Source organism: Sphingobacterium sp. UBA3549 (assembly GCF_002376635.1).
In the GTDB taxonomy this organism is placed as follows: domain Bacteria; phylum Bacteroidota; class Bacteroidia; order Sphingobacteriales; family Sphingobacteriaceae; genus Sphingobacterium.
In genome coordinates this window covers 237,035-262,077 of record NZ_DFOE01000017.1, presented here as the reverse complement: position 1 = coordinate 262,077, position 25,043 = coordinate 237,035, and the positions used below count along the sequence as shown (strand labels likewise).

General features: G+C 38.2%; 31 protein-coding genes. 6 read left to right on the top strand and 25 right to left on the bottom strand.

Features of this window, described 5'->3' with window-relative positions:
• Nucleotides 1-200: 200 nt before the first annotated feature.
• The 3 genes from B2W36_RS09905 to B2W36_RS09895 form a co-directional block, all read right to left on the bottom strand.
• Nucleotides 201-1,127, bottom strand: coding sequence for a hypothetical protein (locus B2W36_RS09905; RefSeq protein ID WP_293884687.1), 927 nt, complete (start codon nt 1,125-1,127; stop codon nt 201-203).
• A 90-nt stretch (nt 1,128-1,217) separates the two neighbouring features.
• Entirely contained in the window at nt 1,218-2,369 is a 1,152-nt protein-coding gene (gmd, locus tag B2W36_RS09900) for a GDP-mannose 4,6-dehydratase (RefSeq protein WP_209577742.1), read from the bottom strand.
• 242 nt (nt 2,370-2,611) lie between these two features.
• Entirely contained in the window at nt 2,612-3,166 is a 555-nt protein-coding gene (locus tag B2W36_RS09895; RefSeq protein WP_293884688.1) for a lipocalin family protein, read from the bottom strand.
• Between the two features lie 54 nt (nt 3,167-3,220).
• Between B2W36_RS09895 and B2W36_RS09890 the strand changes: the two genes are divergently transcribed.
• The 3 genes from B2W36_RS09890 (at nt 3,221) to B2W36_RS09880 (ending at nt 5,264) form a co-directional block, all read left to right on the top strand.
• Nucleotides 3,221-3,553, top strand: coding sequence for a hypothetical protein (locus B2W36_RS09890; protein ID WP_293884689.1), 333 nt, complete (start codon nt 3,221-3,223; stop codon nt 3,551-3,553).
• 87 nt (nt 3,554-3,640) lie between these two features.
• The gene (locus B2W36_RS09885; protein WP_293884690.1) at nt 3,641-4,555 is read left to right on the top strand and encodes a lysylphosphatidylglycerol synthase transmembrane domain-containing protein; all 915 of its coding nucleotides are present in this window, start codon (nt 3,641-3,643) and stop codon (nt 4,553-4,555) included.
• Between the two features lies 1 nt (nt 4,556).
• Nucleotides 4,557-5,264, top strand: a complete 708-nt coding sequence (locus tag B2W36_RS09880) for an SDR family NAD(P)-dependent oxidoreductase (RefSeq protein WP_293884691.1) — start codon at nt 4,557-4,559, stop codon at nt 5,262-5,264.
• Between the two features lie 112 nt (nt 5,265-5,376).
• On the opposite strand, the gene B2W36_RS09875 is transcribed toward B2W36_RS09880, so the two are convergent.
• Nucleotides 5,377-6,750 (bottom strand): alpha/beta hydrolase family protein, encoded by a 1,374-nt coding sequence (locus B2W36_RS09875; RefSeq protein ID WP_293884692.1) that lies wholly within the window; start codon nt 6,748-6,750, stop codon nt 5,377-5,379.
• 256 nt (nt 6,751-7,006) lie between these two features.
• Nucleotides 7,007-7,285, bottom strand: a complete 279-nt coding sequence (locus B2W36_RS09870; RefSeq protein WP_293887616.1) for a DUF2089 family protein — start codon at nt 7,283-7,285, stop codon at nt 7,007-7,009.
• 123 nt (nt 7,286-7,408) lie between these two features.
• On the opposite strand from B2W36_RS09870, the gene B2W36_RS09865 reads away from it, so the two are divergent.
• On the top strand, nt 7,409-8,143 hold the full coding sequence (locus B2W36_RS09865) for a lysophospholipid acyltransferase family protein (RefSeq protein WP_293884696.1): 735 nt from the start codon (nt 7,409-7,411) through the stop codon (nt 8,141-8,143).
• A gap of 7 nt (nt 8,144-8,150) precedes the next feature.
• Here the strand turns inward: B2W36_RS09865 and B2W36_RS09860 are convergent, their stop codons facing one another.
• Together B2W36_RS09860 and B2W36_RS09855 are read right to left on the bottom strand one after the other, a co-directional pair.
• Nucleotides 8,151-9,281 (bottom strand): glycosyltransferase, encoded by a 1,131-nt coding sequence (locus B2W36_RS09860; RefSeq protein ID WP_293887615.1) that lies wholly within the window; start codon nt 9,279-9,281, stop codon nt 8,151-8,153.
• Nucleotides 9,265-10,239 carry a lysylphosphatidylglycerol synthase domain-containing protein gene (locus B2W36_RS09855; RefSeq protein WP_293887614.1) on the bottom strand — a complete coding sequence of 325 codons (975 nt, stop codon included), beginning with the start codon at nt 10,237-10,239 and terminating at the stop codon, nt 9,265-9,267. The genes B2W36_RS09860 and B2W36_RS09855 overlap by 17 nt, the downstream gene beginning before the upstream one ends.
• 100 nt (nt 10,240-10,339) lie before the next feature.
• Between B2W36_RS09855 and ruvC the strand changes: the two genes are divergently transcribed.
• On the top strand, nt 10,340-10,906 hold the full coding sequence (gene ruvC / locus B2W36_RS09850) for a crossover junction endodeoxyribonuclease RuvC (RefSeq protein ID WP_209577727.1): 567 nt from the start codon (nt 10,340-10,342) through the stop codon (nt 10,904-10,906).
• Here the strand turns inward: ruvC and B2W36_RS09845 are convergent, their stop codons facing one another.
• On the bottom strand, nt 10,907-11,953 hold the full coding sequence (locus B2W36_RS09845) for a hypothetical protein (RefSeq protein ID WP_293884699.1): 1,047 nt from the start codon (nt 11,951-11,953) through the stop codon (nt 10,907-10,909).
• Between the two features lie 385 nt (nt 11,954-12,338).
• On the opposite strand from B2W36_RS09845, the gene B2W36_RS09840 reads away from it, so the two are divergent.
• Complete coding sequence (locus B2W36_RS09840) at nt 12,339-12,812, top strand: Lrp/AsnC ligand binding domain-containing protein (RefSeq protein ID WP_046674894.1); 474 nt, start codon at nt 12,339-12,341, stop codon at nt 12,810-12,812.
• Between the two features lie 37 nt (nt 12,813-12,849).
• Here B2W36_RS09840 and B2W36_RS09835 read toward each other — a convergent pair whose 3' ends face one another.
• From B2W36_RS09835 to rpsE, 17 genes are all read right to left on the bottom strand, one after another.
• A complete protein-coding gene (locus tag B2W36_RS09835; RefSeq protein WP_293887613.1) occupies nt 12,850-13,914 on the bottom strand; it encodes a M20 family metallo-hydrolase in 1,065 nt (354 codons plus the stop codon).
• A complete protein-coding gene (gene proC / locus B2W36_RS09830; RefSeq protein WP_293884701.1) occupies nt 13,904-14,710 on the bottom strand; it encodes a pyrroline-5-carboxylate reductase in 807 nt (268 codons plus the stop codon). Before proC ends, B2W36_RS09835 begins: the two co-directional genes overlap by 11 nt.
• A 27-nt stretch (nt 14,711-14,737) precedes the next feature.
• Entirely contained in the window at nt 14,738-15,535 is a 798-nt protein-coding gene (gene argB, locus B2W36_RS09825) for an acetylglutamate kinase (RefSeq protein WP_293884702.1), read from the bottom strand.
• 51 nt (nt 15,536-15,586) lie between these two features.
• Nucleotides 15,587-16,549, bottom strand: coding sequence for an acetylornithine carbamoyltransferase (locus tag B2W36_RS09820; protein ID WP_293884703.1), 963 nt, complete (start codon nt 16,547-16,549; stop codon nt 15,587-15,589).
• A 131-nt stretch (nt 16,550-16,680) separates the two neighbouring features.
• Nucleotides 16,681-17,826, bottom strand: coding sequence for an aspartate aminotransferase family protein (locus B2W36_RS09815; RefSeq protein WP_293887612.1), 1,146 nt, complete (start codon nt 17,824-17,826; stop codon nt 16,681-16,683).
• Nucleotides 17,827-17,983: 157 nt separating this feature from the next.
• Entirely contained in the window at nt 17,984-18,487 is a 504-nt protein-coding gene (rplQ, locus tag B2W36_RS09810; RefSeq protein ID WP_209577717.1) for a 50S ribosomal protein L17, read from the bottom strand.
• Between the two features lie 130 nt (nt 18,488-18,617).
• Entirely contained in the window at nt 18,618-19,610 is a 993-nt protein-coding gene (locus B2W36_RS09805; RefSeq protein WP_046674887.1) for a DNA-directed RNA polymerase subunit alpha, read from the bottom strand.
• 95 nt (nt 19,611-19,705) lie between these two features.
• Nucleotides 19,706-20,314, bottom strand: a complete 609-nt coding sequence (gene rpsD, locus B2W36_RS09800) for a 30S ribosomal protein S4 (RefSeq protein WP_293881583.1) — start codon at nt 20,312-20,314, stop codon at nt 19,706-19,708.
• A gap of 60 nt (nt 20,315-20,374) precedes the next feature.
• Nucleotides 20,375-20,764 carry a 30S ribosomal protein S11 gene (gene rpsK / locus B2W36_RS09795; protein WP_046674885.1) on the bottom strand — a complete coding sequence of 130 codons (390 nt, stop codon included), beginning with the start codon at nt 20,762-20,764 and terminating at the stop codon, nt 20,375-20,377.
• A 10-nt stretch (nt 20,765-20,774) separates the two neighbouring features.
• Nucleotides 20,775-21,152: a 30S ribosomal protein S13 gene (gene rpsM, locus B2W36_RS09790; RefSeq protein WP_209577713.1), complete on the bottom strand. Its 378-nt coding sequence runs from the start codon at nt 21,150-21,152 to the stop codon at nt 20,775-20,777.
• 30 nt (nt 21,153-21,182) lie between these two features.
• A complete protein-coding gene (gene ykgO / locus B2W36_RS09785) occupies nt 21,183-21,299 on the bottom strand; it encodes a type B 50S ribosomal protein L36 (protein WP_013665024.1) in 117 nt (38 codons plus the stop codon).
• Nucleotides 21,300-21,344: 45 nt separating this feature from the next.
• Complete coding sequence (infA, locus tag B2W36_RS09780; RefSeq protein ID WP_002997456.1) at nt 21,345-21,563, bottom strand: translation initiation factor IF-1; 219 nt, start codon at nt 21,561-21,563, stop codon at nt 21,345-21,347.
• Nucleotides 21,564-21,636: 73 nt separating this feature from the next.
• Nucleotides 21,637-22,419, bottom strand: a complete 783-nt coding sequence (map, locus tag B2W36_RS09775) for a type I methionyl aminopeptidase (RefSeq protein ID WP_209577710.1) — start codon at nt 22,417-22,419, stop codon at nt 21,637-21,639.
• Between the two features lie 9 nt (nt 22,420-22,428).
• Nucleotides 22,429-23,766 (bottom strand): preprotein translocase subunit SecY, encoded by a 1,338-nt coding sequence (secY, locus tag B2W36_RS09770; protein WP_293887611.1) that lies wholly within the window; start codon nt 23,764-23,766, stop codon nt 22,429-22,431.
• A 3-nt stretch (nt 23,767-23,769) separates the two neighbouring features.
• Nucleotides 23,770-24,216 carry a 50S ribosomal protein L15 gene (rplO, locus tag B2W36_RS09765; RefSeq protein WP_046674881.1) on the bottom strand — a complete coding sequence of 149 codons (447 nt, stop codon included), beginning with the start codon at nt 24,214-24,216 and terminating at the stop codon, nt 23,770-23,772.
• 119 nt (nt 24,217-24,335) lie between these two features.
• Complete coding sequence (gene rpmD / locus B2W36_RS09760; protein WP_046674880.1) at nt 24,336-24,515, bottom strand: 50S ribosomal protein L30; 180 nt, start codon at nt 24,513-24,515, stop codon at nt 24,336-24,338.
• A 5-nt stretch (nt 24,516-24,520) separates the two neighbouring features.
• A complete protein-coding gene (gene rpsE / locus B2W36_RS09755) occupies nt 24,521-25,039 on the bottom strand; it encodes a 30S ribosomal protein S5 (protein WP_209577706.1) in 519 nt (172 codons plus the stop codon).
• Nucleotides 25,040-25,043 lie beyond the last annotated feature (4 nt).

Genomic DNA, 25,043 nt, shown 5'->3' with positions numbered 1-25,043 from the left:
TAGCCACAACAGAGATAAGAGAAATTGGAGAAACCAAGTATATCCAGCTTATAGCTCAGTATTGATGGATTTTGATACGTTAAAGCTACTTGAAAGCCATGCCCTTATGGTTACGGATCGATATAGTAAGAATTTGTACTTCACAAAAAAAGCTCTTTACAATCATGTAAAGAGCTTTTAGTTTATTTGTTTATCTCCTCTTAACGCAATACAATCGTAGATCGTCCCATGATTGCATTATCTTCATATAACAATACCGTATAGGCACCTTTAGAAAATCCCTGCTCTGCTGCCCAATAAATGATATAATCTTCCCCCTTGTTGGTAAACAAAATATTATGTTTAAATGTATACTGTAATTTCTCGCCATGTACATAGAAAATATTATCGTCCTGCACGACTAGATTTCCTTGTGGGTCGATAATTCTAACATATATATCACGTTCTCCATTTTTTGCTAAAGGATTATCAGCAATGGTAAAACTGATTTTTAACTTGTCAATTTTCTTCGCACGTTCTTCAACTAATTCCTTTCCATTTTTTTTGACTTCAAGGCCATTCATACTAATGCTTGAAACTTTCAGGGCAGAAGCTGTTGCAACCTTCTCTTTCAATTCAGAATTTGAAGTAACCAATGAAGTAATTTGCTTTTCCTTTTCGACTACAGATTCGTTCAGGTTGAGATTTTGTTTGGATAAAATTTGATTTTCCTGAATCAGCCTTTGAACATTTACGCGATAGGTATCAACCTGTTTTTTAAGCTGGTTGATCTTCTGTTGCGCTTCATCGATATCTTTGGGAGTAATACTTTTATTTTCGAGCTTCTTACGAAGCACCGCAATCTCCATTCTGGAATCCTCTTTTTGCAGCGTCATCTCAGGAGTCAATTGCACATTTTCTACATCAATTTTATCCAATTCAGCCTCAATACGATCTATCTGTACCTGAAGATTCTCTTTTTCTACTGTAAGCGTATAAACCTTTTCACCGTTGGTTTTAAACTTAACATAAAAATATATATTCGTTGCAAGTAATGCTGCTATCGCAATGATAAAGAAGTAAATTTTCGAAGAATCTTTCTTTTTTTCTTCTTCTTTCTTACTCGAAACAACGTCTGAATTTATCATAATATACTGTCATATTCATAGTATAGATCTATACCATTGAATGTTTAAACAAAAATTATTCCAGTTTTATTTTCTGCTACAGATTGTAACTTATTCAAAATAATTTAAAGTCTCAAATCCTCCTTTTTTCAAGTATTCTTCCTTCCTCATCAAGTGAAGATCAGATTGTACCATATCTGTTACCAGCATTTGGAGATCATATTTTGGCTGCCATCCAAGTTTTGTATTTGCTTTTGTCGGATCACCAATAAGTAAGTCGACCTCAGTCGGCCTATAATATGCAGGATCAACTTTGACAACAGTCTGACCAAATTTAATCATTGACTGATCGATATTCAACTGCAGCAAACGCTCTTCATCAATATCGATAATAACACCCTTTTCTTGTTCTCCCTTTCCACTAAATTCAATCTCAATACCCAATTCAGCAAATGCCATCCGCACAAACTCTCTAACGGTAGTGGTCACACCTGTTGCTATTACAAAATCTTCGGGTGTTTCCTGCTGAAGAATCAACCACATCGCTTCCACATAATCCTTCGCATGCCCCCAGTCGCGTTGCGCGGACAGATTACCGAGGTATAGCTTATCCTGAAGTCCAAGAGCTATCTTTGCAACTGCTCTGGTGATTTTACGTGTCACGAAGGTTTCTCCCCTTACCGGGCTCTCGTGATTAAATAAAATACCATTACAGGCATACATCTTATAGGCTTCGCGGTAATTTACAGTAATCCAATAACCATACATTTTGGCTACAGCATAAGGACTTCGGGGATAAAAAGGTGTTGTTTCACTTTGTGGAACCGCTTGCACCAAACCATAAAGCTCAGAAGTAGAGGCCTGATAAATCCGGGTTTTCTCAATCATCCCCAATAGCCTCACCGCTTCAAGAATACGTAATGTACCGATACCATCTGCATTTGCAGTATATTCTGGGGTGTCAAAACTAACTTTTACGTGAGACTGAGCAGCAAGATTGTAGATCTCATCTGGTTGGGTTTCTTGTATAATACGAATTAAATTGGTTGAATCAGTCAAATCGCCAAAATGCAAAGTAAAATTTCTATTGTCAAGATGAGGATCTTGATAAAGATGGTCAATACGATCCGTATTAAATAAAGAACTTCGACGCTTTAAGCCGTGTACTTTGTATCCCTTTTTTAATAAGAATTCTGCTAGATAGGCACCATCTTGTCCTGTTATACCCGTTATTAAAGCAGTTTTGGTGTGTTGTTCAGCCATGTTTCTCTCTAGATTATGCAATACCCGACGAATCACCAGGTATTTGTCCCATCATCATATCTACGATAAGCGTATCCGTCCACAAGATTCTATGCATGCACTGCTTCAAAATGTTGTGAATCCCCCCAGCTATGGCATAAATAATCATAATGAATTGGGAATGTAAAAGTATTAAATTTTAAACAAAAAAAGCCATAGGAAATCCTATAGCTTAATGTTTTTCTACTTTTATCGTTTTGCGATTAATTAGAACGCGTGAAATTAAAGACTAAATACGCCTCTCCATTAGCAACTGTCAATGGCATGCGCATAACTAATTTATTCCCATCCGAATAAGATAAATCTAAGCGATAACCAGTCGTTACGTTCTTTGCTTTGTCGCCTGCATAGATTTTTTTAAACTGAAACTGTGGTTCCCCTAGACCTTTTCCAGGATTATAGATAGACCAAAAGATCTCGCGTGATGCACCTGGAGCGCACAAAGTTCCCTGAGCGTTAAAGGTAATTGACCCCTTGCCATTTCCAATAAAATTCCATGTACTGCCTACAAAACATTCTGCAGGAGCTTCTTCAAAAACACTTTTAATTGTGAATGAAGATGGTAAATTTTCTCTATCGATTGTATTCAATGTCCAAGTTCCTTTAACGGCAGATTTCCAATCAGAAGCGCTTGGACCAGAAGCTGCACTCGTATTGGAAGAAGGACTTCCAGTTGATGTACCTTGCTTTTGTGCTCCACAAGAAAATAAGGTCACGATAGCAAAAACAGTTGCTAATGATAAAACGAATCGATTCATATGTATAAATTTTAATTTCAAATTGTATTTTTGGAGTAAATTAATTCACAAATCATGAAGATTACAGCCAAAAATCATACCATAAGCAAAATAATAGCAAAAACTCTACTGCGGTTATTCGTCATTTTATTGGCCTTTGCTACTTATCCGCTTTTCTTAGGACAGGAAGCAAAAAGCAAATTGGATCAGATAAGCCTTGCATTTACGAATAAGATAGCCCTGGTAGCGCCTATTTTATTATTTTGCATCATCATTGGATTAATGATTGCTGTACTCAAGCACAAATATAACAGAATTGACCTAAATTGGCTATTTTCGCTCGCGACTATCTTTGGTATTTTGTATTTGATATTATTGTATTCAAGAATTTACCCAACGATTGCTTAAGCACAATTGCACATTTCCACAAAGTTTCTAACTTTGGATTCGCCAAATCGCTAATTACAGCCAAGAGGATTGAACGCATAACTTTATATGGATAGAAAGAAGGGGCTCAAAATAGCCAAAAATATAGCAAAGATTGTTGTTACAGTGGGCGCCTTATATTGGGTATTCAGCAAGGTATCAGTAAAAGATCTAAAAGAAGCCATCATCCATTCCAACCCACTTTATCTATTCTTTGCTTTAGTCGCGTATAGTATCTCTATTTTTATTTCCTCTTCGCGCTTATTGACGTTTTTAAAAGCGATCGGCCTGGATGTCACCGAAAGATATAATTTAAAATTGTATCAACTCGGCCTATTTTATAACCTTATTTTACCTGGTGGTGTGGGCGGAGATGGGTACAAGATATTCTTCCTCAGGAAACGATTTAATATTAAAGGAAGAAAACTATTTACGGCTCTATTTTTAGACAGATTAAGTGGTTTATGGGCATTATGCCTTATCATTGCAGCACTGGTAACCTATATGCCACAGCTGGGAATTCCAAACTATCTGACCATTATTTTATTTATTTTAGGGAGCATTCTCTATTATTTTATCGTCACCAAGTTCTTTAAGGAATACAAATCAACATTTTTAAAAGCGTATTTAAAGGCCATCGGCGTACAGTCGATGCAAGTTATAGCAGCAATCCTCATACTTTATGCTTTGGGTTTTAGCGGCAAATTCTCCCCTTACCTGTTTTTATTCCTGGCCTCTTCACTAGTTTCAATCATCCCCTTTTCCGTTGGAGGTTTAGGCATGCGTGAACTTGTGATTATGTGGGGAGCTGGTATCTTTCATGTCGACTCACACAATGCGGTATTAATCACATTGTTATTTTATATTATTTCTGCTCTCGTTGCGCTTTCGGGAATTTATTATATCTTCCATCCCAAAGCCATCGGGGAAGATAAATTGCCTACTGTCGAAGAAGTTGAACAAAGTCAAAAACTAGAAGAATAACATGGCAAATATTATTATTACAGGAGCCAGCAGTGGTGTTGGATTTGAAGCGGTATTGGATTTGACCTCTAAAAAGGACAACAACGTAATTGCATTGGCCAGATCAGCGGACAAACTAAGAAAGCTTCACGAAATTGCAGGCCAACTCAATTTTGATGGCGGAGCGTTATATCCTGCCCAATTTGATATTGTCTACGACGACTATGCTACGCTAGTCCCCTTCATTCAGTCAAAATTTGATAAGGTTGATATTTTGATAAACAATGCGGGTGCACTCATCTATAAGCCATTTATGGAAACTGATGGACAAGATTTTGCTGAAATGTTGCAGATCAATGTAATGGGGCACGTTAATATGATACAACATGTTGTTCCCATGATGCAGGCAGGATCACATATCTTAAATATCAGCAGCATGGGCGGTTTCCAGGGATCCATGAAGTTTTCTGGTCTTTCAGCATATTCAGCCAGCAAAGGAGCATTATCGATACTCACAGAGTGTTTGGCTGAAGAATTTAAGGAAAAGGGAATTAAGGTTAACTGTTTAGCGTTGGGATCTTCTCAGACTGAAATGTTTGAGGCCGCTTTTCCGGGTGTTGAAGCCGGTACATTGGCCTTCGAAATGGGGCGCTATATCGCGGATTTCGCTCAAAATGGACACCGCTATTTTAATGGAAAAATACTTCCTGTAGCGAATACAACACCCTAGTAAGTATACGATCTGCCCCAACTTAAAATCGTTACAAAAACAAAAAGAAGGTAATTTAGCCGCTTATTAAATTACCTTCTTTTTGTTTAAAACTATGCGGATAGATAATGAATTACTTGGTTTTCATCTTAAGCCACTTTGTCAGATCATCCATCAGTTGCTCGTTAAAGCTTTCTGAATTCTCAAAGTATTCTTCGATTTTACCCGTTTGAGAATTTTGAAAAAGATGGTTTAAGTTTGGATAATTTTTAATTGTCACATCTGTCGTATTTAGGTGCAGACGCTGAAGGCTATAAATATTTTCATTTGCAGGCACCTGAACATCTTTCCCGCCAAAAGAAGCAAAAATAGGTACTTTCAGGTGCTTCAGATAATAAGCCGGATCAATTCTGAGAAAAGTCCTAAACCAAGGACTCATCATCGGACTGAGTTTAATTCTCATATCGGGAGTCAACGGATTGTTGTTATTTTGATGAATAAGTTCCTGTTCCAAAGTTTCAGACAAAACCTTTGGTGGTTCATCCCTCATTAAAATAGTATATAATTTTCTGTTATTTGCTTTATTGATCGTTAATGCAGCTTCCGACAATCCACCCGCCTTTCCTAAAGCATAACTCTGTAAGATTAACAATGAGTCTCCTTTTAATACCGGTCCAGATAGCATTGCAATATACTTTACGTTATCATTCTCGGATGCGACTATTTCGGCAATTAAAGCACCCTCGCTATGGCCAATCATCCCGATTTTATCAACGTCAACGATGTTTTTTTTGCTTAAAAAATCTACTGCGGCGTTCGCATCAGAAGCAAAATCGATCGTTGTCGCTAAATTCACTTCGCCTTTCGATCCACCTATTTCTCGGTCATCATAACGCAGTACCGCAAAACCATTTTTAGTAAGATGATCAGCGAGAACCTTAAAAGGTCGGTGGCCAAACATTTCAGAATCTCTGTTCTGTTGTCCACTACCATTGACCAATACTACTGCAGGAAATGGTCCTTTACCCTTTGGATAGGTTAAGGATCCCGTTAAAAATGAATTACCTTTGTTATTTTTAAATGATACTTCCTCTTCCATATAGTCATAGGGAGGAAAAACATCCTGCTTACGAGACAGTCCACTCTGTTCATTTTCGCTCCTAACCAGAATCATCGCAGATTCAAAAGTTCCCTGCTTCATGCCGCCTTTCATCACATCTTTGTCCCGATCCAAAAAACCAGCATAAGCTAAACCGATATTTTTCACATCCATCCAAATTGAATCGTGTTGGATCCGTATTTGGCTTATTGCAAATTTTTGTGACGTTTGCATTGGACTTTCAAAGGTTCCATTCCAGTTTCCTGTGCTATCTTGCTGTAGATTGAATACCAATAGCAACTTCTGCCCCGAAACACTTACCTCGCCCTTCCATGAGCCATCAAATGTCTGTGCATGGGAACATGAAAAATGGAAATAAATGATAAATAGGTATAAAATTTTTCTCATTGTCGTTTTCTACTAAAAATATAACTGTTACTTAGATGCAATATAAAATATAATGCCACAAATAGTTTACTGATCTCCATTTTCTTATTGTTAACGATTACATTCATACCCCTCACCAACAAATTGAACTGATAAAACAGCAATAATAAACTGATGATTCCAAACATACCAAACAAAAGCATCTCCGTTTTACCAACTCCCTCCAATGTATGATCGCCTTTTTACACCGCTTTCAGCCGCTAATCGGAGAATTTGTCTAGGTCGTTGTAGGAGCAAGAGATTTCAATTTATAAATCAGATCGTCGAGAATATTGCGGACTGTCGGATAGGATTTTCCCATTTGATTTGCCATTTCTTTTAAACTTCCTGAATGCTTCAAAAAGTTCATGACAAATTCCTGTTCCTCGACAGTGAGCTGCATGAGTAAGGGCAATGAAAATTTACCGACAACCTCAGTCTCACAAGAGTCACACACCAACTTAGAAACCGTTAACTTCGCTTCACAACAGGGACAATCAATTGGTATTTTTTTCATTAAACAATATGTATATTAACATTATTAAAGATAACATTAATAATATTAAAACAAAACGCTATAAAATCAATATCTTTCAAAAACCATTGCTTAATGATATATTTGTATCATTAAATAACGTTTATGAAGAAGTTTTTAGGCTATTTCCTATCTATAATATTTTGGTTTTGTTTTGGTTTATCCTTGATTATCTTCCACCCCATACAGTGGCTATGTTTGAAGCTAGGAGGATACAATGCCCATAAAAGGAGTGTAGATATATTAAATGCCTGTCTTGTCGCTTCCTATTACACGCTATTTAACCGCGTGACATTTATCGACAATAAAAATATTCCAACGGGACAGCCCATTGTGTTTGTAGCCAATCACCAAAGTACGTTTGATATCCCCCCAATGATCTATTTCTTACGTAGATTTCATGGGAAGTTTATTTCCAAAATAGAACTTGCTAGTGGTATACCGAGTATCTCTTTTAACCTGAAACATGGCGGCGCCGCAAATATCGATCGCAATGACCCCAAACAATCTATTGCCGAGATACTGAAACTCGCCAACAATATGAAAACCAAAAACTGGTCGGCGTTTATTTTTCCGGAAGGAACGCGATCAAAGACGGGGAAAATGAAAGCCTTCCATGTTGGTGGAATTGCCACATTATTAAAGAAAAATCCAAATGCACTCGTTGTTCCGGTTGCCATCACCGGGTCCTACGAAATGGTACAATATGGGATGTACCCACTGACACCGTTTCTCCATATGACGTGGGAGGTACTCAATCCCTTAGATACGGAAGGAAAGACAATTGAGGAAATCGTAAAATCAGCTGAAGAAGCCATAAGATTGAGGGTCGAAAAATAGGAAAAAATTATTTGACTTGCCGACCTTTCCAGTCATACTTCCCAACATTACCCAATATGCCGATATAAGTTAGGTAAAAGATATGCGCTAAGCTCAGTAAAGGCAGATACCATAAGAGTTCCTTTCTGCTTGCGAATACAGTTAAGGGCCGAATAAAAAGAAATTCGACGATCATCTTTAACAGCAATGCAAAAAGTACGACCCAGGCAACGAAATTTACGCCAAAAAGAGCGAGAACCAAAGCAACTAAAATCAATACATTAAAAAACCAAATGGAAATTCCCAAGGCGATCACACCTTTATTTTTATATTTGGTACTTTTCGAAGCCCAGCGTCGGCGCTGACTGATAAATGACTTTAGATCTGGTTTGGCATCCGTGTAAACAATAGCATCTTTTGATTTGCAAAACGTTATTTTTTCAGGATACTGTTCTGCGACTTTATGTAAGAAAAGTTCATCATCTCCCGAGGCAAGCTCATCGATTCCTTTAAATCCACCCATCTGTTCAAAAATATCTTTCCGATATGCCAGATTCGCCCCATTACAAGTTGTTGGTTTCTTATTTCCAATACCCGCAGCGCCAAGGCCTATCAAGTAAAGGAATTCCAAGGTCTGGAGTCGTTCAAAAAAAACTTTTTCTTCTGAATACACTACCGGAGAAGACTGTAAATAGGCATTTTCTTTTTCGAATGTACCGACGACCGTTGCTAACCAATTTGGTCCCATACGGCAGTCTGCGTCAGTGGTTATAATAATATCGCCCTTACAGCATGCTATGGCCTTTGAAATTGCCAGTTTTTTGTATGAATTCAAACGTCCATTTTCATTCAATTGAATTAGCCTCACCCCCTTTCCAGCGTATTTCTTCACAATCAACGACGTATTATCGTCTGAATGGTCGTCAATAATAATAAGTTCCAAGAGTGCTGCAGGATAATCCTGGGCCAATATGCAGTCGATGGTACGGCCTATATTGAGCTCTTCATTCCGCGCAGCTATAATCACAGAAATCGCTTTTGTTGGCTGAATAAGATTGCTGGGTACTGGGATTAAGAACCAGCCTCTACCCATCCATAAAACCAGAATTGCGTAAACGCAGGCAAAACTGATCAATAAATAGTTAAGTATTTGTATCACCGAAAAAATTAATCTTAAAAACAAAAATAGAACCAAATACTGCCGGAATAATCAAATTCACAAACCAAATACAGGAAACAATAGCCATGACAGCTATTTCCTGTGTCGTGATATAACTATATAGATTACTAGCTACAAAACTTCTTACACTGAAATCAAAAATATCCAATGTTGGTAAGGCGGCCTGGACAAAAAACAGGATAAAAATCATCAGAATCATGGATAACAGCGGCAGTTCAGGCAATGTAAGCTTCATTAAGATGATATACTGAGATGTAAAAATGATAAATCGTGCTAAGGAATTTAAAAGAACAATACTAAGTTCGGACATTGAATAATGCTCTAATACTTCAAAAAAAGGTTTAATACGGGTCAAAAACTTAATTTTACCGACCAACAAGTCAATCCATTTTACGTTGAAATATAATATGACAAATCCAGCAGCATAGATAATAGCGAGCAGCCATACGCCAAATTGTACCGATAAAGGGGGCGAAAGAAATTTACAGACAAACCAAGCAATACTCAACGCGCCGGCAACACTTGTCAAAACCAATTGCGCAAATAATCCTACTCCCATCGCCACAGCGCCCTTAGCCCTATGCTGGGGTTGTAGAAAAAGTACCCTCCCGCCATACTCTCCAATCCTATTAGGGGTAAAAATAGCCCATGAGAGTCCGCAAAAAACTGACTGAAATGCCCTCCAAAAAGAAATATTTTCCAATTTAGATGCGAGGTATCGCCATTTTACGACCTCAAGCAACCAATTGACAAGCATTAATACTACGATCAGGACAAGCGTCCATGCAACAGAATGTTGTTCCAAGCCAGCAATTAGTGTCTTAAACTTCTCAATATTGCTTTTATCAGATACTTTCACGACGATATACCAGGTCGCTAGGGCAAACACCAATATCTTCAATAAAAGACTGACGTATTTTTTTTGTATTCCAGTCAACTTTTGATAATTAGAGAGCAATGTTACTAAATTTTAGCCAAATGATTAAGTTTTGTCGCATGCAATCCACGAATAAAACGCAAAATTTGTATTATTGCATATGCAGAAGGAAAAGGCGAAAGAAAGAATAATTTTAGGAATCGATCCTGGAACAGTCGTACTCGGATATGGTATCATCAAAGAAGTGGGCAATAATATATCACTGATCTCCATGGGTGTGATCAAAATGGGCCATTTAGATGATCAGGCACTAAAACTACAACGTATTTTCAAAAAAACCTCTGCTTTGATGCAAGAATATAATCCCGACTGTGTAGCACTCGAATCACCGTTTTATGGCAAAAACATACAGGTAATGCTTAAGTTAGGACGAGCACAGGGTGTTGCCATGGCGGCAGCACTTGCACAAGATATTCCGATTTTCGAATATTCTCCAAGAAAGATAAAACAATCTGTCACAGGGAATGGAAATGCCACGAAGGAGCAGGTTTCTGCAATGTTAAAGAATCTATTGAAATTTGAAGAAACACCTCAGTTTCTAGATGCTACCGACGGCTTGGCAATTGCTGTCTGCCATTCTTTTCAGAAGAATGCGGTATCGGGCAGCAGTAAATCCTACTCAGGATGGTCCTCCTTCATCAAAGACAATAAGGATCGCGTCAAGTAATTACATCTGCACCTGACGAATCACACTTTTTACGTTTAACTCGACGATATCGGTCATCGTTTTACATTTGAGGTAGGAGTTATTCTGATAGAATTCCGCATAGCCCTCGCGTAGCTGTTTAATATTTTCTAAAGTGGAGAGTACCTGCGTCTGCGAAGCATCCCTCAAATCAGCAATTCGGTGTCTTTCGCTTCGAACTCTGTGTACAATAGAAGAACGCTCCTCTTGTTGATATTGTAATACTGTCTTTTCGTTCAAATGTTCCATGGCCAGCTTAACATAGGGAAGGTTTTCCTTAAAAAATTGAGGCATATAAACTTTCGGATTCCCCTCATAAAACTGTTGGTCGAAATCAATAGCTCTAATTCTAAATTGAAAATCATCAAAATCAGGCGTAATCTGCATGACGAAATTATAGGCTCGCATATCACCCAATAAGGTAATAATACATCTCTCATTAAATTTTACAAATTCTTTGGAAATTCGGGTCAAATTATAATCCGGAGAAAACATCCGTGTTTTTGAAAACGTATCTCCAGGAATTCCGACAATATGTTCTTCAACCAGCGTATCGTGGTCTACCATGTAATTTACCTGATTGGGAGACAATATTTCTTCCAGCTCCAATCCATATATTCTCGAGGCGTCGGCCTGTTTGATGTAGAAATAATCGTAAACATCATTTAGACGATTTACGATCCGTATACGAAATGGCTTCGTATTACCAAAACCGCAATATTCTACACGATCAATATATTTATGTTGTACTATACGCGTATTACCCGATGCTTTCAATTTTGCATAAATCACCTTTAGTCCGTCATACAATTGATCCATAAAGTAGTGTGGATATAGTGGAGTCTCCCAAAAGGTGTCGTTGCCAAATTTATCCATGACAGGTACTGTTTCCGTGAAATTCAGAAGATCCTTATATCCTATTGGCAGCTTTTCATCGCGCTGATACAGCTTAAGATACTTATGCAGTCCCTCACCAACTTCAAAAATTGGTTTCTTCTTCGAAATCTTTACGTCTTGAACTTCTTCCATCTCCTTTTCCTCTTTATTTTATTTACTCTATCAAAATATGGCGTTCAAATTTTTAAATGATCATACGATAAAACAAAATCATCAAATTTATAGTACAGTAAATCGATATTCTTTAATTATTCGCAATATATACTTAAATAATCTAGCCCAATATTGCTATCGTCCATGATAGCAATTACTTATCCAACAACAAAATATGCGCTAAAATAAGTATAACCACTTTCTATCAAAAACATATAACATTATCAATATCAATTCGTATTTTTTATTAAATTTACATCTATAAACCGAAAATTCTTAGTAATTTTGAAATAAATTTAATTATTTTAGCTATTGGTCCGATTCTGATGCAACGGCCAGTTAATGAACACAAAACCCATTGTTAATGGAAAATCAATATGCAAACTATGATCTAGACAATTTGGATATCCAAATCTTGTCTATTCTAATGAACGATGCCTCTATTCCTTATACCGAAATAGCAAAAAAGCTAATCGTGTCAGGTGGTACAATTCACGTTAGAATGAAGAAGATGGAAGAACTAGGTATCATTAGAGGATCAAATCTGATTATCAATCCTCAAAAAGTCGGATTTGATATTACAGCTTTTTTGGGTATCTATCTTGAAAAAGGTTCACAATATGCAGATGCAGTAGATAAATTGAAAGAAATCAAAGAAGTGGTCGAATTACATTATTGTACTGGCCAATACAGTATTTTTGCCAAAATAATCTGTAGAGATACAGTGCACCTCAGAAAAGTACTGAATGAAGATATTCAATCTGTGCCTGGAATCCAACGTACAGAGACCATTATCTCTCTCGAAGAGAGTATAAAACGTCAAATCAGCTTGGTCTAGTATAAAAAAAGCTTCCATCAAAAAATGGAAGCTTTTTTTATACTATCATTTCTAACATGCCGATATAGAGATCTATTCCTGCCCTAATCTCGTCAATATAAATAAATTCATCCGCCATATGTGAGCGTGCGCTATCGCCAGGCCCTAACTTCAAAGAGGGAACAGGGATAAGAGCCTGATCACTCATCGTAGGTGAGCCATAAACTTTACGTCCCAGTGCAATACCCGCTTTAACGATTGGATGGCTGTCAGAAATCGAAGAAGACTTCAAACGTGTCGAACGCGCTGAGACCTCCGATTTCACATGAGCTTTGATAATAGCTAATGTCTCTTCATTCGAATAAGCGTCTGTAGTCCTCACATCGACAACAAAGCTACAGGTAGCCGGTACAACATTATGCTGCGATCCCGCCTGAATAACTGTTACCGACATCTTAATTGGACCTAAGGTCGGTGAAGTTTTCTCAAACAAATAATTTCGAAACCAATCAATATCTTTGATCGCTTTATAGATCGCATTATCTCCTTCATCACGAGCAGCATGGCCAGCGGTTCCCACAGTGGTGCAATCCAATACCATCAATCCTTTTTCTGCAACAGCCAAATCCAACAAGGTGGGCTCCCCCACAATAGCAAAATCAATAGGACCAATTTCATCCAAAACAGATTCTATACCATTCCTACCAGAAATCTCTTCTTCGGCGCTTGCAACGAGACAGAAGTTATATTTTAAATCCGACTGCTGGTAAAAATACAAGAAAGTTGCGATCAAAGAAACCAGACAGCCACCAGCATCGTTACTTCCCAGACCGTACAATTTCCCGTCCTCTACCGTAGCCTTTAGCGGATCCCTTGTATAACCTGTATTTGGTTTTACTGTATCGTGATGAGAGTTGAGCAGTATTGTTGGTTTAGCACGATCATAATGGGCATTATATACCCAAATATTATTGCCCTTTCGATAGGTTTTGATGCCTCGTTCCTCAAAGAAACCATAAATAAGATTTGCTGTAAGTTCCTCTTCTCTACTTAAAGAGGATAATCCAATTAATTGTTTCAAAAGATTTAAGGCATCCTCAAACAGGCATTCCTTATCCTTCATGATACAATCCTCCTGCCTTATCTGCAGACAGCTTAATCCCTTTTATAAAGGCAGAACTAAAACCGTTATGTTCCATCTCATTTAGTCCCGCAATTGTACAGCCCTTTGGTGAGGTTACTTTATCAATCTCTCCTTCAGGATGAGCATTGGTATGCAGCAACAAGTCAGCAGCCCCCTTTGCGGTCTGAACAGCCATTTTAAGTGCATCATGTGCATGAAATCCAATTTCAACTCCGCCTTGTGAAGCTGCACGGATAGCACGAAGAAAGAAAGCGATACCGCATGCACATAATGCCGTTGCCGATGTCATGAGATCTTCATTAATGACAACCACTGAACCCACCGATTCAAACATATTTTCAACCTCTTTCAAACTATCGTCCGAAGCATTGTCACTGGCGATACATGTCATTGATTGACCTATTGCTATGGCCGTATTTGGCATCGCACGTATTACCGTGGCATCCTCACCCAACTCTGCTTTTAAATCAGCACAGGAAACTCCCGATACAATGGACACAAAAATTTGATTTGTCTTTTCAATTACAGGGGCTACTTCTAGCAGCACCTTTTTAAGCTGTTGCGGTAAGATAGCAAAGACGACAATATCAGCCCCCTGTACTGCGGTTTTATTATCATTGCTTACTGAAAAGCCACGGCTCGCTTCTTCGGCCAAAGCGTTCAGATTTCTCCTTGTCAATGTAATATCAGCAGCATGCGCAAATTCACTTTTTACAAGTCCCTTTGCCAAAGAAAGACCGATATTACCACTTCCGATAATGGTGACCTTTTTCATAGCGATCGTTAGGTTTAGGTTAGATTTTTATTTTAATGTCAAACAGGTACCAAACTGCCCTTGCTGGAATAAATGCAAATTATTAGCATTTCCAATATAGACCTCTTGTACACCTTTATTTATAGCATTGAATGCATTTTGCAACTTAGGAATCATTCCTTCATGAACGACACCGGATTCCTTCAGCTGTTCAAACTCTTCAGACTTAATGGTTGGGATGACAGAATTCTCATCTGTTACATCACGTAAAACACCGTTCTTCTCAAAACAGTAAACCAGAGACGTTTCATACAACGAAGCCAAAGACACCGCCAATGAGGAGGCGATGGTATCCGCGTTGGTATTAAGCAATTGACCAAGGCCGTTGTGTGTAATCGCTGAAAATACAGGAACAAACCCGGCTTCTAGAAATTTCTTAATCGCAAGGGTGTTCACAGAGTCATGGAGCAAATCACCCACAAAACCGTAATCGACATCCTTAACGGGACGCTTTATAGCTTTTATAACATCACCATCCGCTCCTGTTAATCCAACAGCATCACATTTCAGATTTTGTAATTTGGCAACGATAGTCTTGTTTGTCAATCCAGCATATACCATCGTTACCACACGTAACATTTCCTCATTTGTGACACGACGTCCCTCAATCATTTGGGCTTGAATCCCCAATTCATTGGCTAAACGAGTCGCAATTTTACCCCCGCCGTGGACAAGAATTTTCTTTCCTGACAATGCGGAAAACTTTTCTAAAAAAGAATCCAATTGGTGCTCATCATCAATAATATTGCCACCAATTTTAATTATATTTAATACACTATTAGCCATTACGCAACTTTTCCCAATAAAAATAGTTTTTCAATAATCAATAGGACTGGATTATACCAAATCCTCTAACATACGTTTCAAAACAACCTGAGCAGCCCATACACGGTTGCTAGCCTCTTTAATCACAAGTGAATTTGGCCCATCCAAAATCTCAGATGATAACTCCAGATCTCTTCTTACAGGCAGACAATGCATGACTTTAGCGTCATTCGTCAAACTTAGCTTCTTATTATCCATCATCCAATTATCTTCCACACCATATACCTCACCATATTCTTGATAAGAAGACCAATTTTTTACATAAACAAAATCAGCATTATTTAAACTTTCCTCGAGATTATTTGATATTGTTGCACCAGCAGTAAACTCTTCACTTAACTCGTATCCCATAGGCTGAGCTATCGTGAAATCGACCAATCCTTCCTCTTGTGCTTTACACATCCACTCTGCAAAAGAATTGGGTACTGCTTGAGGTAAAGCCTTAACGTGGGGAGCCCAAGCTAATACTACCTTTGGTTTTTCAACTTTCTTGTACTCCGTGATGGTTATCATATCCGTCAAACTCTGTAGCGGATGACGTGTTGCGCTCTCTAAGGAAACAACAGGAACGCCACAGTACTTCATGAATTTGTTAAAGAGGTCTTCGCTATAATCTTCTTCCCGATCTTTCAGTTTTGGAAACGACCGTAGTCCCAAGATATCACAATATTCACCCATTACAGCTGCGGCCTCACGAATATGTTCAACAGTTGTCCCGTTCATCACAACACCATCCTGTGTCTCAAGAGCCCAGCCGTCTTTATCCATATTCATGACCATGACATTCATCCCCAAATTCATCGCCGCTTTTTGTGTGCTTAAACGCGTACGCAAACTCGGATTCAAAAAAACAAGTCCCAACGTCTTATGCTGACCAAGTTCCTGATTATCATAGGGTGCAGCCTTCAAAACCAACGCTTCTTGAACAACGTCAGCTATACTAGGTACATCCTTAACAGAGAAAAATCTTTTCATCTATATTTATTTATTCGAGTGCACTTCAACGGACAATATTTAGACACGTCACACTCAGTATATATTTAAACTAATACAACACAATAAATCTGCTCAGGCTAAACCATCATGGATTAAACCCAGCGACAGTCTTATGCAACCGTTACTGCACTGATCTGCTTCTTCAATGCTACTAAAAATTGATCAGCATGCTCCTTCGTAATATTCAAAGCAGGCAGCAAGCGAATGACAAAAGGCTTAGCTTCTCCAGTAAATATACGATTCTTTAACAAGAGATCTTTCTTTACATGAGCCAAAGATTCCGGCAATTCTATACCGATCATTAAACCTCGACCTCTTACTTCTATAATCTCCTCAATCTGTTTAAGTTCATCAATAAGATATTGTCCCACCTGAGCAGCATTTTCCATAAGCTTCTCTTGTTGGATAACCTCCAATACAGCCAATGCAGCTGCGCAGGCCATATGATTTCCTCCAAATGTCGTTCCTAAGCTGCCATAACTAGCCTCAAATTTCGGTGAAATACTAATTGCGCCAATAGGGAAACCATTTCCCATACCCTTTGCCATGGTATAAATATCTGCATCAACTCCGGAGTAGTCTTGCGCATAAAACAAGCCAGTTCTTCCATACCCACATTGTACTTCGTCGGCAATAAACACAGCCTTATATTGGTTACAAAGAGATCGGATCAAGCGAAGAAAGGAGACTGAAGCTTCTCTGATCCCTCCTACCCCTTGAATACTTTCAATAATCACAGACGATATTTCATTGCCATATGATTCGAAGGCGGCCTTTAAAGCTTCTTCATCATTAAAAGGAAGGAATACAACATGGTCTGTCTCATTAACGGGCGCCACGATACTTGGATTGTCTGTTGCTGCCACTGCAAGTGACGTTCTGCCATGAAAAGCTTTTGAAAACGCTATAACCTTTTTCCGTTTGTTATAAAAAGAAGCTAGCTTAAGCGCATTTTCGTTTGCTTCCGCGCCCGAATTACAAAGGAATACATCATAATCAACCTTACCGGAAACTTCCCCTAGTAATCGGGCAAGTTCACGCTGAATTGGAATTTCAACAGAATTTGAATAGAAGCCAATACGGTTCAATTGTTCTGTGATACGTTGTACATAATGTGGGTGCGTGTGTCCTATCGATATCACCGCATGGCCACCATACAAGTCCAAGTAAGCATTTCCTTCGGCATCCCACACCGTCGATCCATTAGCCTTTACAATGTTAATGGGATTAATGGGATAAACATTAAATGGTTTCATCTTAATGAATTATAGATTGATAAACGAAATAGCTAGTAATAGAAAAAGCTATCAGATTTTAGCAATACAAATATATTAGTTATAACGGTAGGAATGGTTATAAAATAAAAAAAGTCCCCTTAAAAAGAGGACTTTTTTATGCTATATCAGAAGAAGACTATTCTCCGTCAACTTTTTCTTCACCTTCTACTTCAGCTTTAACTTCTGCAGGAGCTTCAGTTTCGGCAGCAGCAGCTTTCTTAGCACCACCACGACGGCGAGTAGCTTTTTTCTCAGAAGCAGCAGCTTTTTTACCGTAGATTTCGTTGTAATCAACTAACTCGATGAAAGCCATTTCTGCATTATCACCTAAACGGTTTTCCATTTTGATGATACGTGTATAACCACCTGGACGATTAGCCACTTTTTCAGATACTTCGCGGAATAAGATAGAAACTGCATCTTTATCTTTCAAGTAAGCGAATACTGTACGACGAGAGTGAGTCGTATCATTTTTAGATTTAGTAATCAAAGGCTCAACATACGTACGCAACGCTTTTGCTTTAGCCAAAGTAGTTGTAATACGTTTGTGTTTGATCAATGACGTTGCCATGTTAGCCAACATTGCTTTTCTATGGCTATCCGTACGGCCTAAGTGATTTACTTTTTTTCCGTGTCTCATTTTGGATTTTATTATACTACATATACCGTTCTTGCATTCCCTAATCTACTACACATTCAATGGTTTATATTCCATCAAATTGAGCCATTAGCACAAGAGGAATTATATATAGTGGTCGCTTATTAAATTATTATTCTTCGTCTAATTTGTATTTTGCCAAGTTCATTCCGAATGACAAACCTTTCGATTTCACCAACTCTTGAATTTCACTTAACGATTTTTTACCGAAGTTCCTGAATTTCAACATATCAGCTACGTCGTAAGTAACCAACTCAGCTAATGTGCGAATATCAGCAGCTTTCAAGCAGTTCAATGCACGCACGGAGAGATCAAGATCTACTAACTCTGTTTTCAAGATCTTACGCATGTGTAAGATTTCTTCATCAACAACTTTAGTTTCTTCTTTAGTTTGAGACTCAAGAAGCATATTCTCATCAGAGAATAAGATAAAATGTTGAATTAAGATTTTAGCAGCTTCTTTCAGCGCCTCTTCAGGGTGAATTGAGCCATCAGTAGAGATATCCAACAATAATTTCTCGTAGTCAGTTTTTTGCTCTACACGGTAATTCTCAATGGTATATTTAACATTCTTGATCGGAGTAAAGATCGAATCGATTGCGATAACACCTACTGGCGCATCAACGACTTTATTCTCATCAGCATTTACGTATCCACGACCTTTGGCAATACTCAATTCCAATTCAATTGTCACTGAATTATCCATGTTACAGATTACCATGTCAGGGTTTAAGACCGTAAAGTTATTAGAGAACTTGGTGATATCACCAGCTAAGAACTGTTCTTGACCATTGATTACTACAAATACCTTTTCGTTGTCGCCAATCTCACCTGTTTTTTTGAAACGGATTTGTTTCAAGTTCAAGATAATTTCAGTTACGTCTTCAACAACACCTTTTATCGTTGAAAATTCGTGCGAAACGCCAGAAAACCTTATCGACGTAATTGCATATCCTTCTAAAGAGGACAATAGAATACGGCGCAAAGCATTACCAATGGTTACACCAAAACCAGGCTCCAATGGACGAAATTCAAACGTACCATCAAAATCCGTAGATTTTTGCATGATAACTTTATCCGGTCTTTGAAATGCTAAAATTGCCATTTATTTTCTTTTAATTTTTTATTTGTAATAATAATAGTAATACAATAGAAGATGCATACCCCAAAATTGGACTATGCATTCTTCTATTTTATTTATTATTTAGAGTATAACTCAACGATTAAGTTCTCTTTAATGTTTTCAGGAATATCAGCTCTTTCTGGATAGCTTAAGAAAGTACCTTTCAATTCCTTCGCATTCCACTCTAACCAAGAAAATTTATTTACAGTACGACCTGCAACTGAATTTGTAATGGCCTCAAGCGTTTGAGAACGTTCACGAACTGCTACAACGTCACCAGGACGTAAGCTATATGATGGAATGTTAACAACTTCGCCGTTAACAGTAACATGTTTATGGGACACCAACTGACGAGCAGCGGCACGAGAAGTAGCAATACCTAAACGGTAAACTACGTTGTCCAAGCGAGCTTCTAGTAATTTCAAGAAGATCTCACCTGTAATACCTTGTTTAGAGGAAGCTTTAGCAAATAAGTTTGCGAATTGACGCTCTAATACACCATAAGTGTATTTTGCCTTTTGTTTTTCTAACAACTGAATAGCATATTCAGATTGTTTACCTCTGCGTTTAGAAGCTCCATGTTGTCCAGGAGGGTAATTTTTCTTTTCTAACGCTTTATCTGGGCCGAAGATCGGCTCTCTAAATTTACGGGCAATTTTGGACTTAGGTCCTGTATATCTAGCCATTTTTTTTTACAATTAAAGTATCTATCAGCCTATAGCCAATGAATCTTATCTTTAAATTAATTAAACTCTTCTACGTTTTGGAGGACGACAACCGTTGTGAGGAAGTGGAGTGATATCTTTAATAGTAGTCACATCAATTCCCACAGTTTGTAATGTTCTGATTGCAGATTCGCGACCAGCACCAGGACCTTTTACAAACACTTCAACTTTACGTAGACCCAAGTCGTGTGCAACTTTTCCACAGTCTTGTGCAGCTTGACCAGCAGCATATGGCGTGTTCTTTTTAGAACCACGGAAACCCATTTTACCAGCACTAGACCAAGAAATAGTTTGACCTTGATTATTCGTCAAAGTTACAATGATATTATTAAACGTTGCGTTAATGTGAGCCTGACCTACAGGTTCGATAACAACGATACGCTTTTTTGCAGCTTTTTTAGTTTTAGCCATTTCTTATTTATTATTTAGTAGCTTTTTTCTTGTTTGCAACTGTCTTACGTTTACCTTTACGAGTACGTGAGTTGTTTTTAGTACGTTGACCACGAACTGGTAAATGTTTACGGTGACGCAATCCGCGGTAACAACCGATATCCATTAAACGTTTGATGTTTAATTGAACTTCGGAACGCAATGCTCCTTCAACTTTCAGTTCGTCGTTAATGATAGTACGAATTGCTGCCAATTGGTCATCATTCCATTCTTGTACCTTCACATCTTCGCTGATACCAGCCTTTTCCAAGATATATTCAGCTCTTGTACGACCGATACCAAAAATATAGGTAAGGCCGATCACACCTCTTTTGTTTTTAGGTAAATCAATACCTGCTATCCTTGCCATATAATATTAAGCTATTATTTTTTTAATGAATTAACCCTGACGTTGTTTAAACTTAGGATTCTTTTTGTTGATTACAAAAACTTTACCTTTGCGACGGATGATCTTACAGTCCGCGCTACGTTTTTTTATTGATGCTCTTACTTTCATGATATTTATTTTTTCAAAAGCTTGTGCTAATACAAGGGCTTACTGCTATTTGTAGCGATAAGTAATCCTTCCTTTAGTCAAATCATACGGAGACATTTCCAATTTAACTTTATCACCAGGTAAAATTTTGATATAGTGCATACGCATTTTACCAGAAATATGGGCAATGATTTCATGTCCATTTTCCAACTCTACCCTAAACATAGCATTAGAAAGTGCCTCTCTAATTATACCGTCTTGTTCTATTGAGGCTTGTTTAGCCATATATTCTCGATTAAATTTAATTTAAAAGCCTGCGAACAGGAGTGCAAAGATAAATAAAATAATTGAAAACCAATTACTTTTTACCCAAAACTTTCTCAACATGTTCGAATGTCAGCAACACATCGGGTTCTCCTTTTCGGATTGCAACCATCTGTTCAAAGTGCGCTGATAATTTTCCATCCACTGTACTTACTGTCCAACCATCGTCCCAAAAACGAACCCCAGCACGCCCTGCGTTGATCATCGGTTCGATACAAATGACCAAACCTTCTTCCAGTTTTGGGCCAGCACCTCGTTTTCCATAATTAGGAACCTCAGGTTTTTCGTGTAAGTGGTAACCTACACCATGTCCTACCAGTTCCCGAACAATTCCGAATCCGAATTTGCTCACATATTCCTGGACAGCCGAAGAAATATCTCCAACACGCTTACCAGCAACAGCCTGCTCAACACCTTTGTACAATGATTCCTTTGTTACATCCAACAACAATTGTGCTTCCTCAGATATTTCACCTACACCAAAGGTATAAGCAGAGTCACTGATAAAACCGTTCAAATTAACACCTCCATCGACTGAAACAAGATCTCCGTCTTTAATTTCGTAATCGCTGGGAAAACCGTGTACAATTTGATCGTTGACAGATATACACAAAGAATATGGAAATCCCTGATAATTTAAGAACGCTGGCGTCCCTCCATTATCATGAATATACTCATAAGCTAATTTATCAAGAGATATAGTCTTTACCCCGGGCTTAATCACTTTTGCGATTTCACCAAGCAATTGCGAAAGAACATCTGCTGACTTTCGCAATTGCTCTATATCTTCTGCTGACTTATAAAATACTTTAGACATCTAAAGAAATTAAATTGCCGAATGATCCATTCCCTCAACAGACGCAGCCGAACGGCCTTTAATACGACCTGTTTTCATTAATCCATCGTAATGACGCATCAACAAATGAGATTCAATCTGTTGCAAAGTATCCAACACCACACCTACTAAAATCAATAAAGACGTACCTCCATAGAAGTGCGCAAATTGATTATTAATACCAAACAAACTTGCAATAGCAGGAAGAATAGCAATGATCGCTAAGAAAATCGCGCCAGGAAATGTAATATTTGATATTACGCGGTCTATAAAATTACTCGTCTCTAATCCCGGTTTAATACCCGGAACAAAACCTCCGTTCTTCTTCATGTCGTCCGACATCTGTTGAGGATTCACCATGATTGCTGTATAGAAAAACGTAAATGCGATAATTAACACCGCAAATGTTACGTTATACGCTACAGAAGTATAGTTACTCAACGAAGTCAAAAAATCCGATTGAAGATTTGGGAAGAACTGCCCCAAACTCATCGGCACAAACATAATTGCCTGCGCAAAAATGATAGGCATTACACCTGCAGCATTTACCTTTAAAGGAATATACTGACGCACCCCACCGACTTGCTTGTTTCCAACAATTTTCTTCGCGTATTGCACAGGGATCTTACGAACGCCCTGTACGATCAAGATCGTAAAGATCACAACAAAGAACAAAGCCACAAATTCGAGCAACAATGGAATTGGACCACCACCACCTTTCGCCATTCTCGAAACCCATTCCGCAGTGATACCACTTGGCAATTGAGCGATAATACCAGTCATGATGATCAAAGAAATACCATTACCGATACCTTTATCTGTAATTTTTTCCCCTAACCACATCACAAATAAAGTACCGCCTGTCAAAACTACTGCAGTAAGAATAGTGAACAATGGATCTGCAATTGTCTTAGCACTTGGCTCGATCTGAGTACGCACATAGGCAAAAGCTTGAAGCAAAGTAATCCCTAAAGTTAAATAGCGAGTAATTTGGTTCATTTTTTGACGACCACTTTCCCCTTCTTTCTGCATCTTTTGGAAATAAGGAACCGCGATGCCCAGCAATTGAACAACAATGGATGCCGAAATATATGGCATTACCCCTAAAGCAAAGATAGCTGAACGGGAGAATGAACCACCCGCAAACATATCCAGTAAGCCCAATAAACCCTCTTTCTGACCAGAAGCCAGCGCATGAGGATTTACACCTGGTAATACCACGTGACATCCAATACGGTAAATCAAAAGAAAAAGTAAGGTATTTAGAATACGCGTACGTAAATCATCGATTTTCCAAATATTGGTTAAGGTTGTGATTAGTTTCTTCATTTATTAAATTTTAACGATAGAACCGCCTGCAGCTTCAATAGCTTTTTGAGCAGAAGCAGTAAACGCGTGCGCTGTTACTTCAACTTTAGCTTTCAACTCACCGCGACCCAAGATTTTAACTTTGTCATTTTTAGACACTAAACCATGAGCTTTCAATGCGTCGAAATCTACAGCTGTCAAATTGTATTTCTCGATCAACGCTTGTAAAGTATCTAAGTTTACACCATTATACTCAACACGGTTGATGTTTTTGAAACCAAATTTAGGCACACGGCGTTGCAAAGGCATTTGACCACCTTCGAAACCGATTTTCGTAGAGTGACCTGAACGAGAACCAGCACCTTTGTGACCACGTGTTGAAGTACCACCACGACCAGAACCAGTACCACGGCCAATACGTTTGCTACTTTTTACTGCACCTTTTGCAGGTTTTAAATTACTTAAGTTCATTTTTAAACTAAATTGTGCTAGCCCTTCGCTCTCACTAAACAGGTACTAGCGATTAAAAAATAATGATTATTAATAACAAGTAATGGAAGAAGTCAAAAGACCTCTTCCATATGCTAATATTAAATAGTTTCGATAGCTACTAAATGGTTTACTTTACGTACCATTCCAATAATTGATGGAGTAGCTTCAACTTCTACTGAGTGGTTGATTCTTTTCAAACCTAATGCCTCAATAGTTTTCTTTTGGCGCTCGCTTCTGTCGATAACGCTCTTTATCTGGGTGATTTTGATTTTTGCCATGATAATTAACCGTTAAATACTTTGTTCAAATCGACACCGCGGTGTTGTGCTACTGTATATGCATCACGCATATCTGATAAAGCTGCTACAGTTGCTTTTACCACGTTGTGTGGGTTAGAAGAACCTAATGATTTAGCCAATACATCTTTGATACCAGCAGACTCCAATACTGCACGCATTGCACCACCAGCCAAAACTCCTGTACCACCTACTGCTGGTTTAATCAAAACTGAACCACCAGAATATTTACCATATTGTGCGTGAGGAACAGTACCTTTGATAATAGGAACTTTTACCAAGTTTTTCTTTGCGTCATCGATACCTTTAGTGATTGCTTCAGTTACTTCTTTAGCTTTACCTAAACCATAACCAACAATACCGTTTTCATCACCTACTACAACAATTGCAGAGAAGCTGAAAGTACGACCACCTTTAGTAACTTTTGCTACACGTTGGATACTTACTAAGCGATCTTTTAATTCAATTTCGCTTGATTTTACTCTTTTTATATTGCTTAATGCCATTTTT

What these genes read in the sequence shown, in the direction of transcription:
- argB (WP_293884702.1), bottom strand. Translation starts at nt 15,535, where the DNA reads ATGGCTAATAGTGTATTAAATATAATTAAAATTGGTGGCAATATTATT.
- gmd (WP_209577742.1), bottom strand. Translation starts at nt 2,369, where the DNA reads ATGGCTGAACAACACACCAAAACTGCTTTAATAACGGGTATAACAGGA.
- B2W36_RS09880 (WP_293884691.1), top strand. Translation starts at nt 4,557, where the DNA reads ATGGCAAATATTATTATTACAGGAGCCAGCAGTGGTGTTGGATTTGAA.
- B2W36_RS09815 (WP_293887612.1), bottom strand. Translation starts at nt 17,826, where the DNA reads ATGAAACCATTTAATGTTTATCCCATTAATCCCATTAACATTGTAAAG.
- rpsK (WP_046674885.1), bottom strand. Translation starts at nt 20,764, where the DNA reads ATGGCTAAAACTAAAAAAGCTGCAAAAAAGCGTATCGTTGTTATCGAA.
- proC (WP_293884701.1), bottom strand. Translation starts at nt 14,710, where the DNA reads ATGAAAAAGGTCACCATTATCGGAAGTGGTAATATCGGTCTTTCTTTG.
- B2W36_RS09845 (WP_293884699.1), bottom strand. Translation starts at nt 11,953, where the DNA reads ATGGAAGAAGTTCAAGACGTAAAGATTTCGAAGAAGAAACCAATTTTT.
- ykgO (WP_013665024.1), bottom strand. Translation starts at nt 21,299, where the DNA reads ATGAAAGTAAGAGCATCAATAAAAAAACGTAGCGCGGACTGTAAGATC.
- rpmD (WP_046674880.1), bottom strand. Translation starts at nt 24,515, where the DNA reads ATGGCAAAAATCAAAATCACCCAGATAAAGAGCGTTATCGACAGAAGC.
- B2W36_RS09805 (WP_046674887.1), bottom strand. Translation starts at nt 19,610, where the DNA reads ATGGCAATTTTAGCATTTCAAAGACCGGATAAAGTTATCATGCAAAAA.
- rplQ (WP_209577717.1), bottom strand. Translation starts at nt 18,487, where the DNA reads ATGAGACACGGAAAAAAAGTAAATCACTTAGGCCGTACGGATAGCCAT.
- B2W36_RS09875 (WP_293884692.1), bottom strand. Translation starts at nt 6,750, where the DNA reads ATGAGAAAAATTTTATACCTATTTATCATTTATTTCCATTTTTCATGT.
- B2W36_RS09840 (WP_046674894.1), top strand. Translation starts at nt 12,339, where the DNA reads ATGGAAAATCAATATGCAAACTATGATCTAGACAATTTGGATATCCAA.
- B2W36_RS09885 (WP_293884690.1), top strand. Translation starts at nt 3,641, where the DNA reads ATGGATAGAAAGAAGGGGCTCAAAATAGCCAAAAATATAGCAAAGATT.
- B2W36_RS09890 (WP_293884689.1), top strand. Translation starts at nt 3,221, where the DNA reads ATGAAGATTACAGCCAAAAATCATACCATAAGCAAAATAATAGCAAAA.
- infA (WP_002997456.1), bottom strand. Translation starts at nt 21,563, where the DNA reads ATGGCTAAACAAGCCTCAATAGAACAAGACGGTATAATTAGAGAGGCA.
- ruvC (WP_209577727.1), top strand. Translation starts at nt 10,340, where the DNA reads ATGCAGAAGGAAAAGGCGAAAGAAAGAATAATTTTAGGAATCGATCCT.
- rpsD (WP_293881583.1), bottom strand. Translation starts at nt 20,314, where the DNA reads ATGGCTAGATATACAGGACCTAAGTCCAAAATTGCCCGTAAATTTAGA.
- B2W36_RS09870 (WP_293887616.1), bottom strand. Translation starts at nt 7,285, where the DNA reads ATGAAAAAAATACCAATTGATTGTCCCTGTTGTGAAGCGAAGTTAACG.
- B2W36_RS09895 (WP_293884688.1), bottom strand. Translation starts at nt 3,166, where the DNA reads ATGAATCGATTCGTTTTATCATTAGCAACTGTTTTTGCTATCGTGACC.
- B2W36_RS09835 (WP_293887613.1), bottom strand. Translation starts at nt 13,914, where the DNA reads ATGAAGGATAAGGAATGCCTGTTTGAGGATGCCTTAAATCTTTTGAAA.
- secY (WP_293887611.1), bottom strand. Translation starts at nt 23,766, where the DNA reads ATGAAGAAACTAATCACAACCTTAACCAATATTTGGAAAATCGATGAT.
- B2W36_RS09820 (WP_293884703.1), bottom strand. Translation starts at nt 16,549, where the DNA reads ATGAAAAGATTTTTCTCTGTTAAGGATGTACCTAGTATAGCTGACGTT.
- map (WP_209577710.1), bottom strand. Translation starts at nt 22,419, where the DNA reads ATGTCTAAAGTATTTTATAAGTCAGCAGAAGATATAGAGCAATTGCGA.
- B2W36_RS09865 (WP_293884696.1), top strand. Translation starts at nt 7,409, where the DNA reads ATGAAGAAGTTTTTAGGCTATTTCCTATCTATAATATTTTGGTTTTGT.
- B2W36_RS09905 (WP_293884687.1), bottom strand. Translation starts at nt 1,127, where the DNA reads ATGATAAATTCAGACGTTGTTTCGAGTAAGAAAGAAGAAGAAAAAAAG.
- rplO (WP_046674881.1), bottom strand. Translation starts at nt 24,216, where the DNA reads ATGAACTTAAGTAATTTAAAACCTGCAAAAGGTGCAGTAAAAAGTAGC.
- rpsM (WP_209577713.1), bottom strand. Translation starts at nt 21,152, where the DNA reads ATGGCAAGGATAGCAGGTATTGATTTACCTAAAAACAAAAGAGGTGTG.
- rpsE (WP_209577706.1), bottom strand. Translation starts at nt 25,039, where the DNA reads ATGGCATTAAGCAATATAAAAAGAGTAAAATCAAGCGAAATTGAATTA.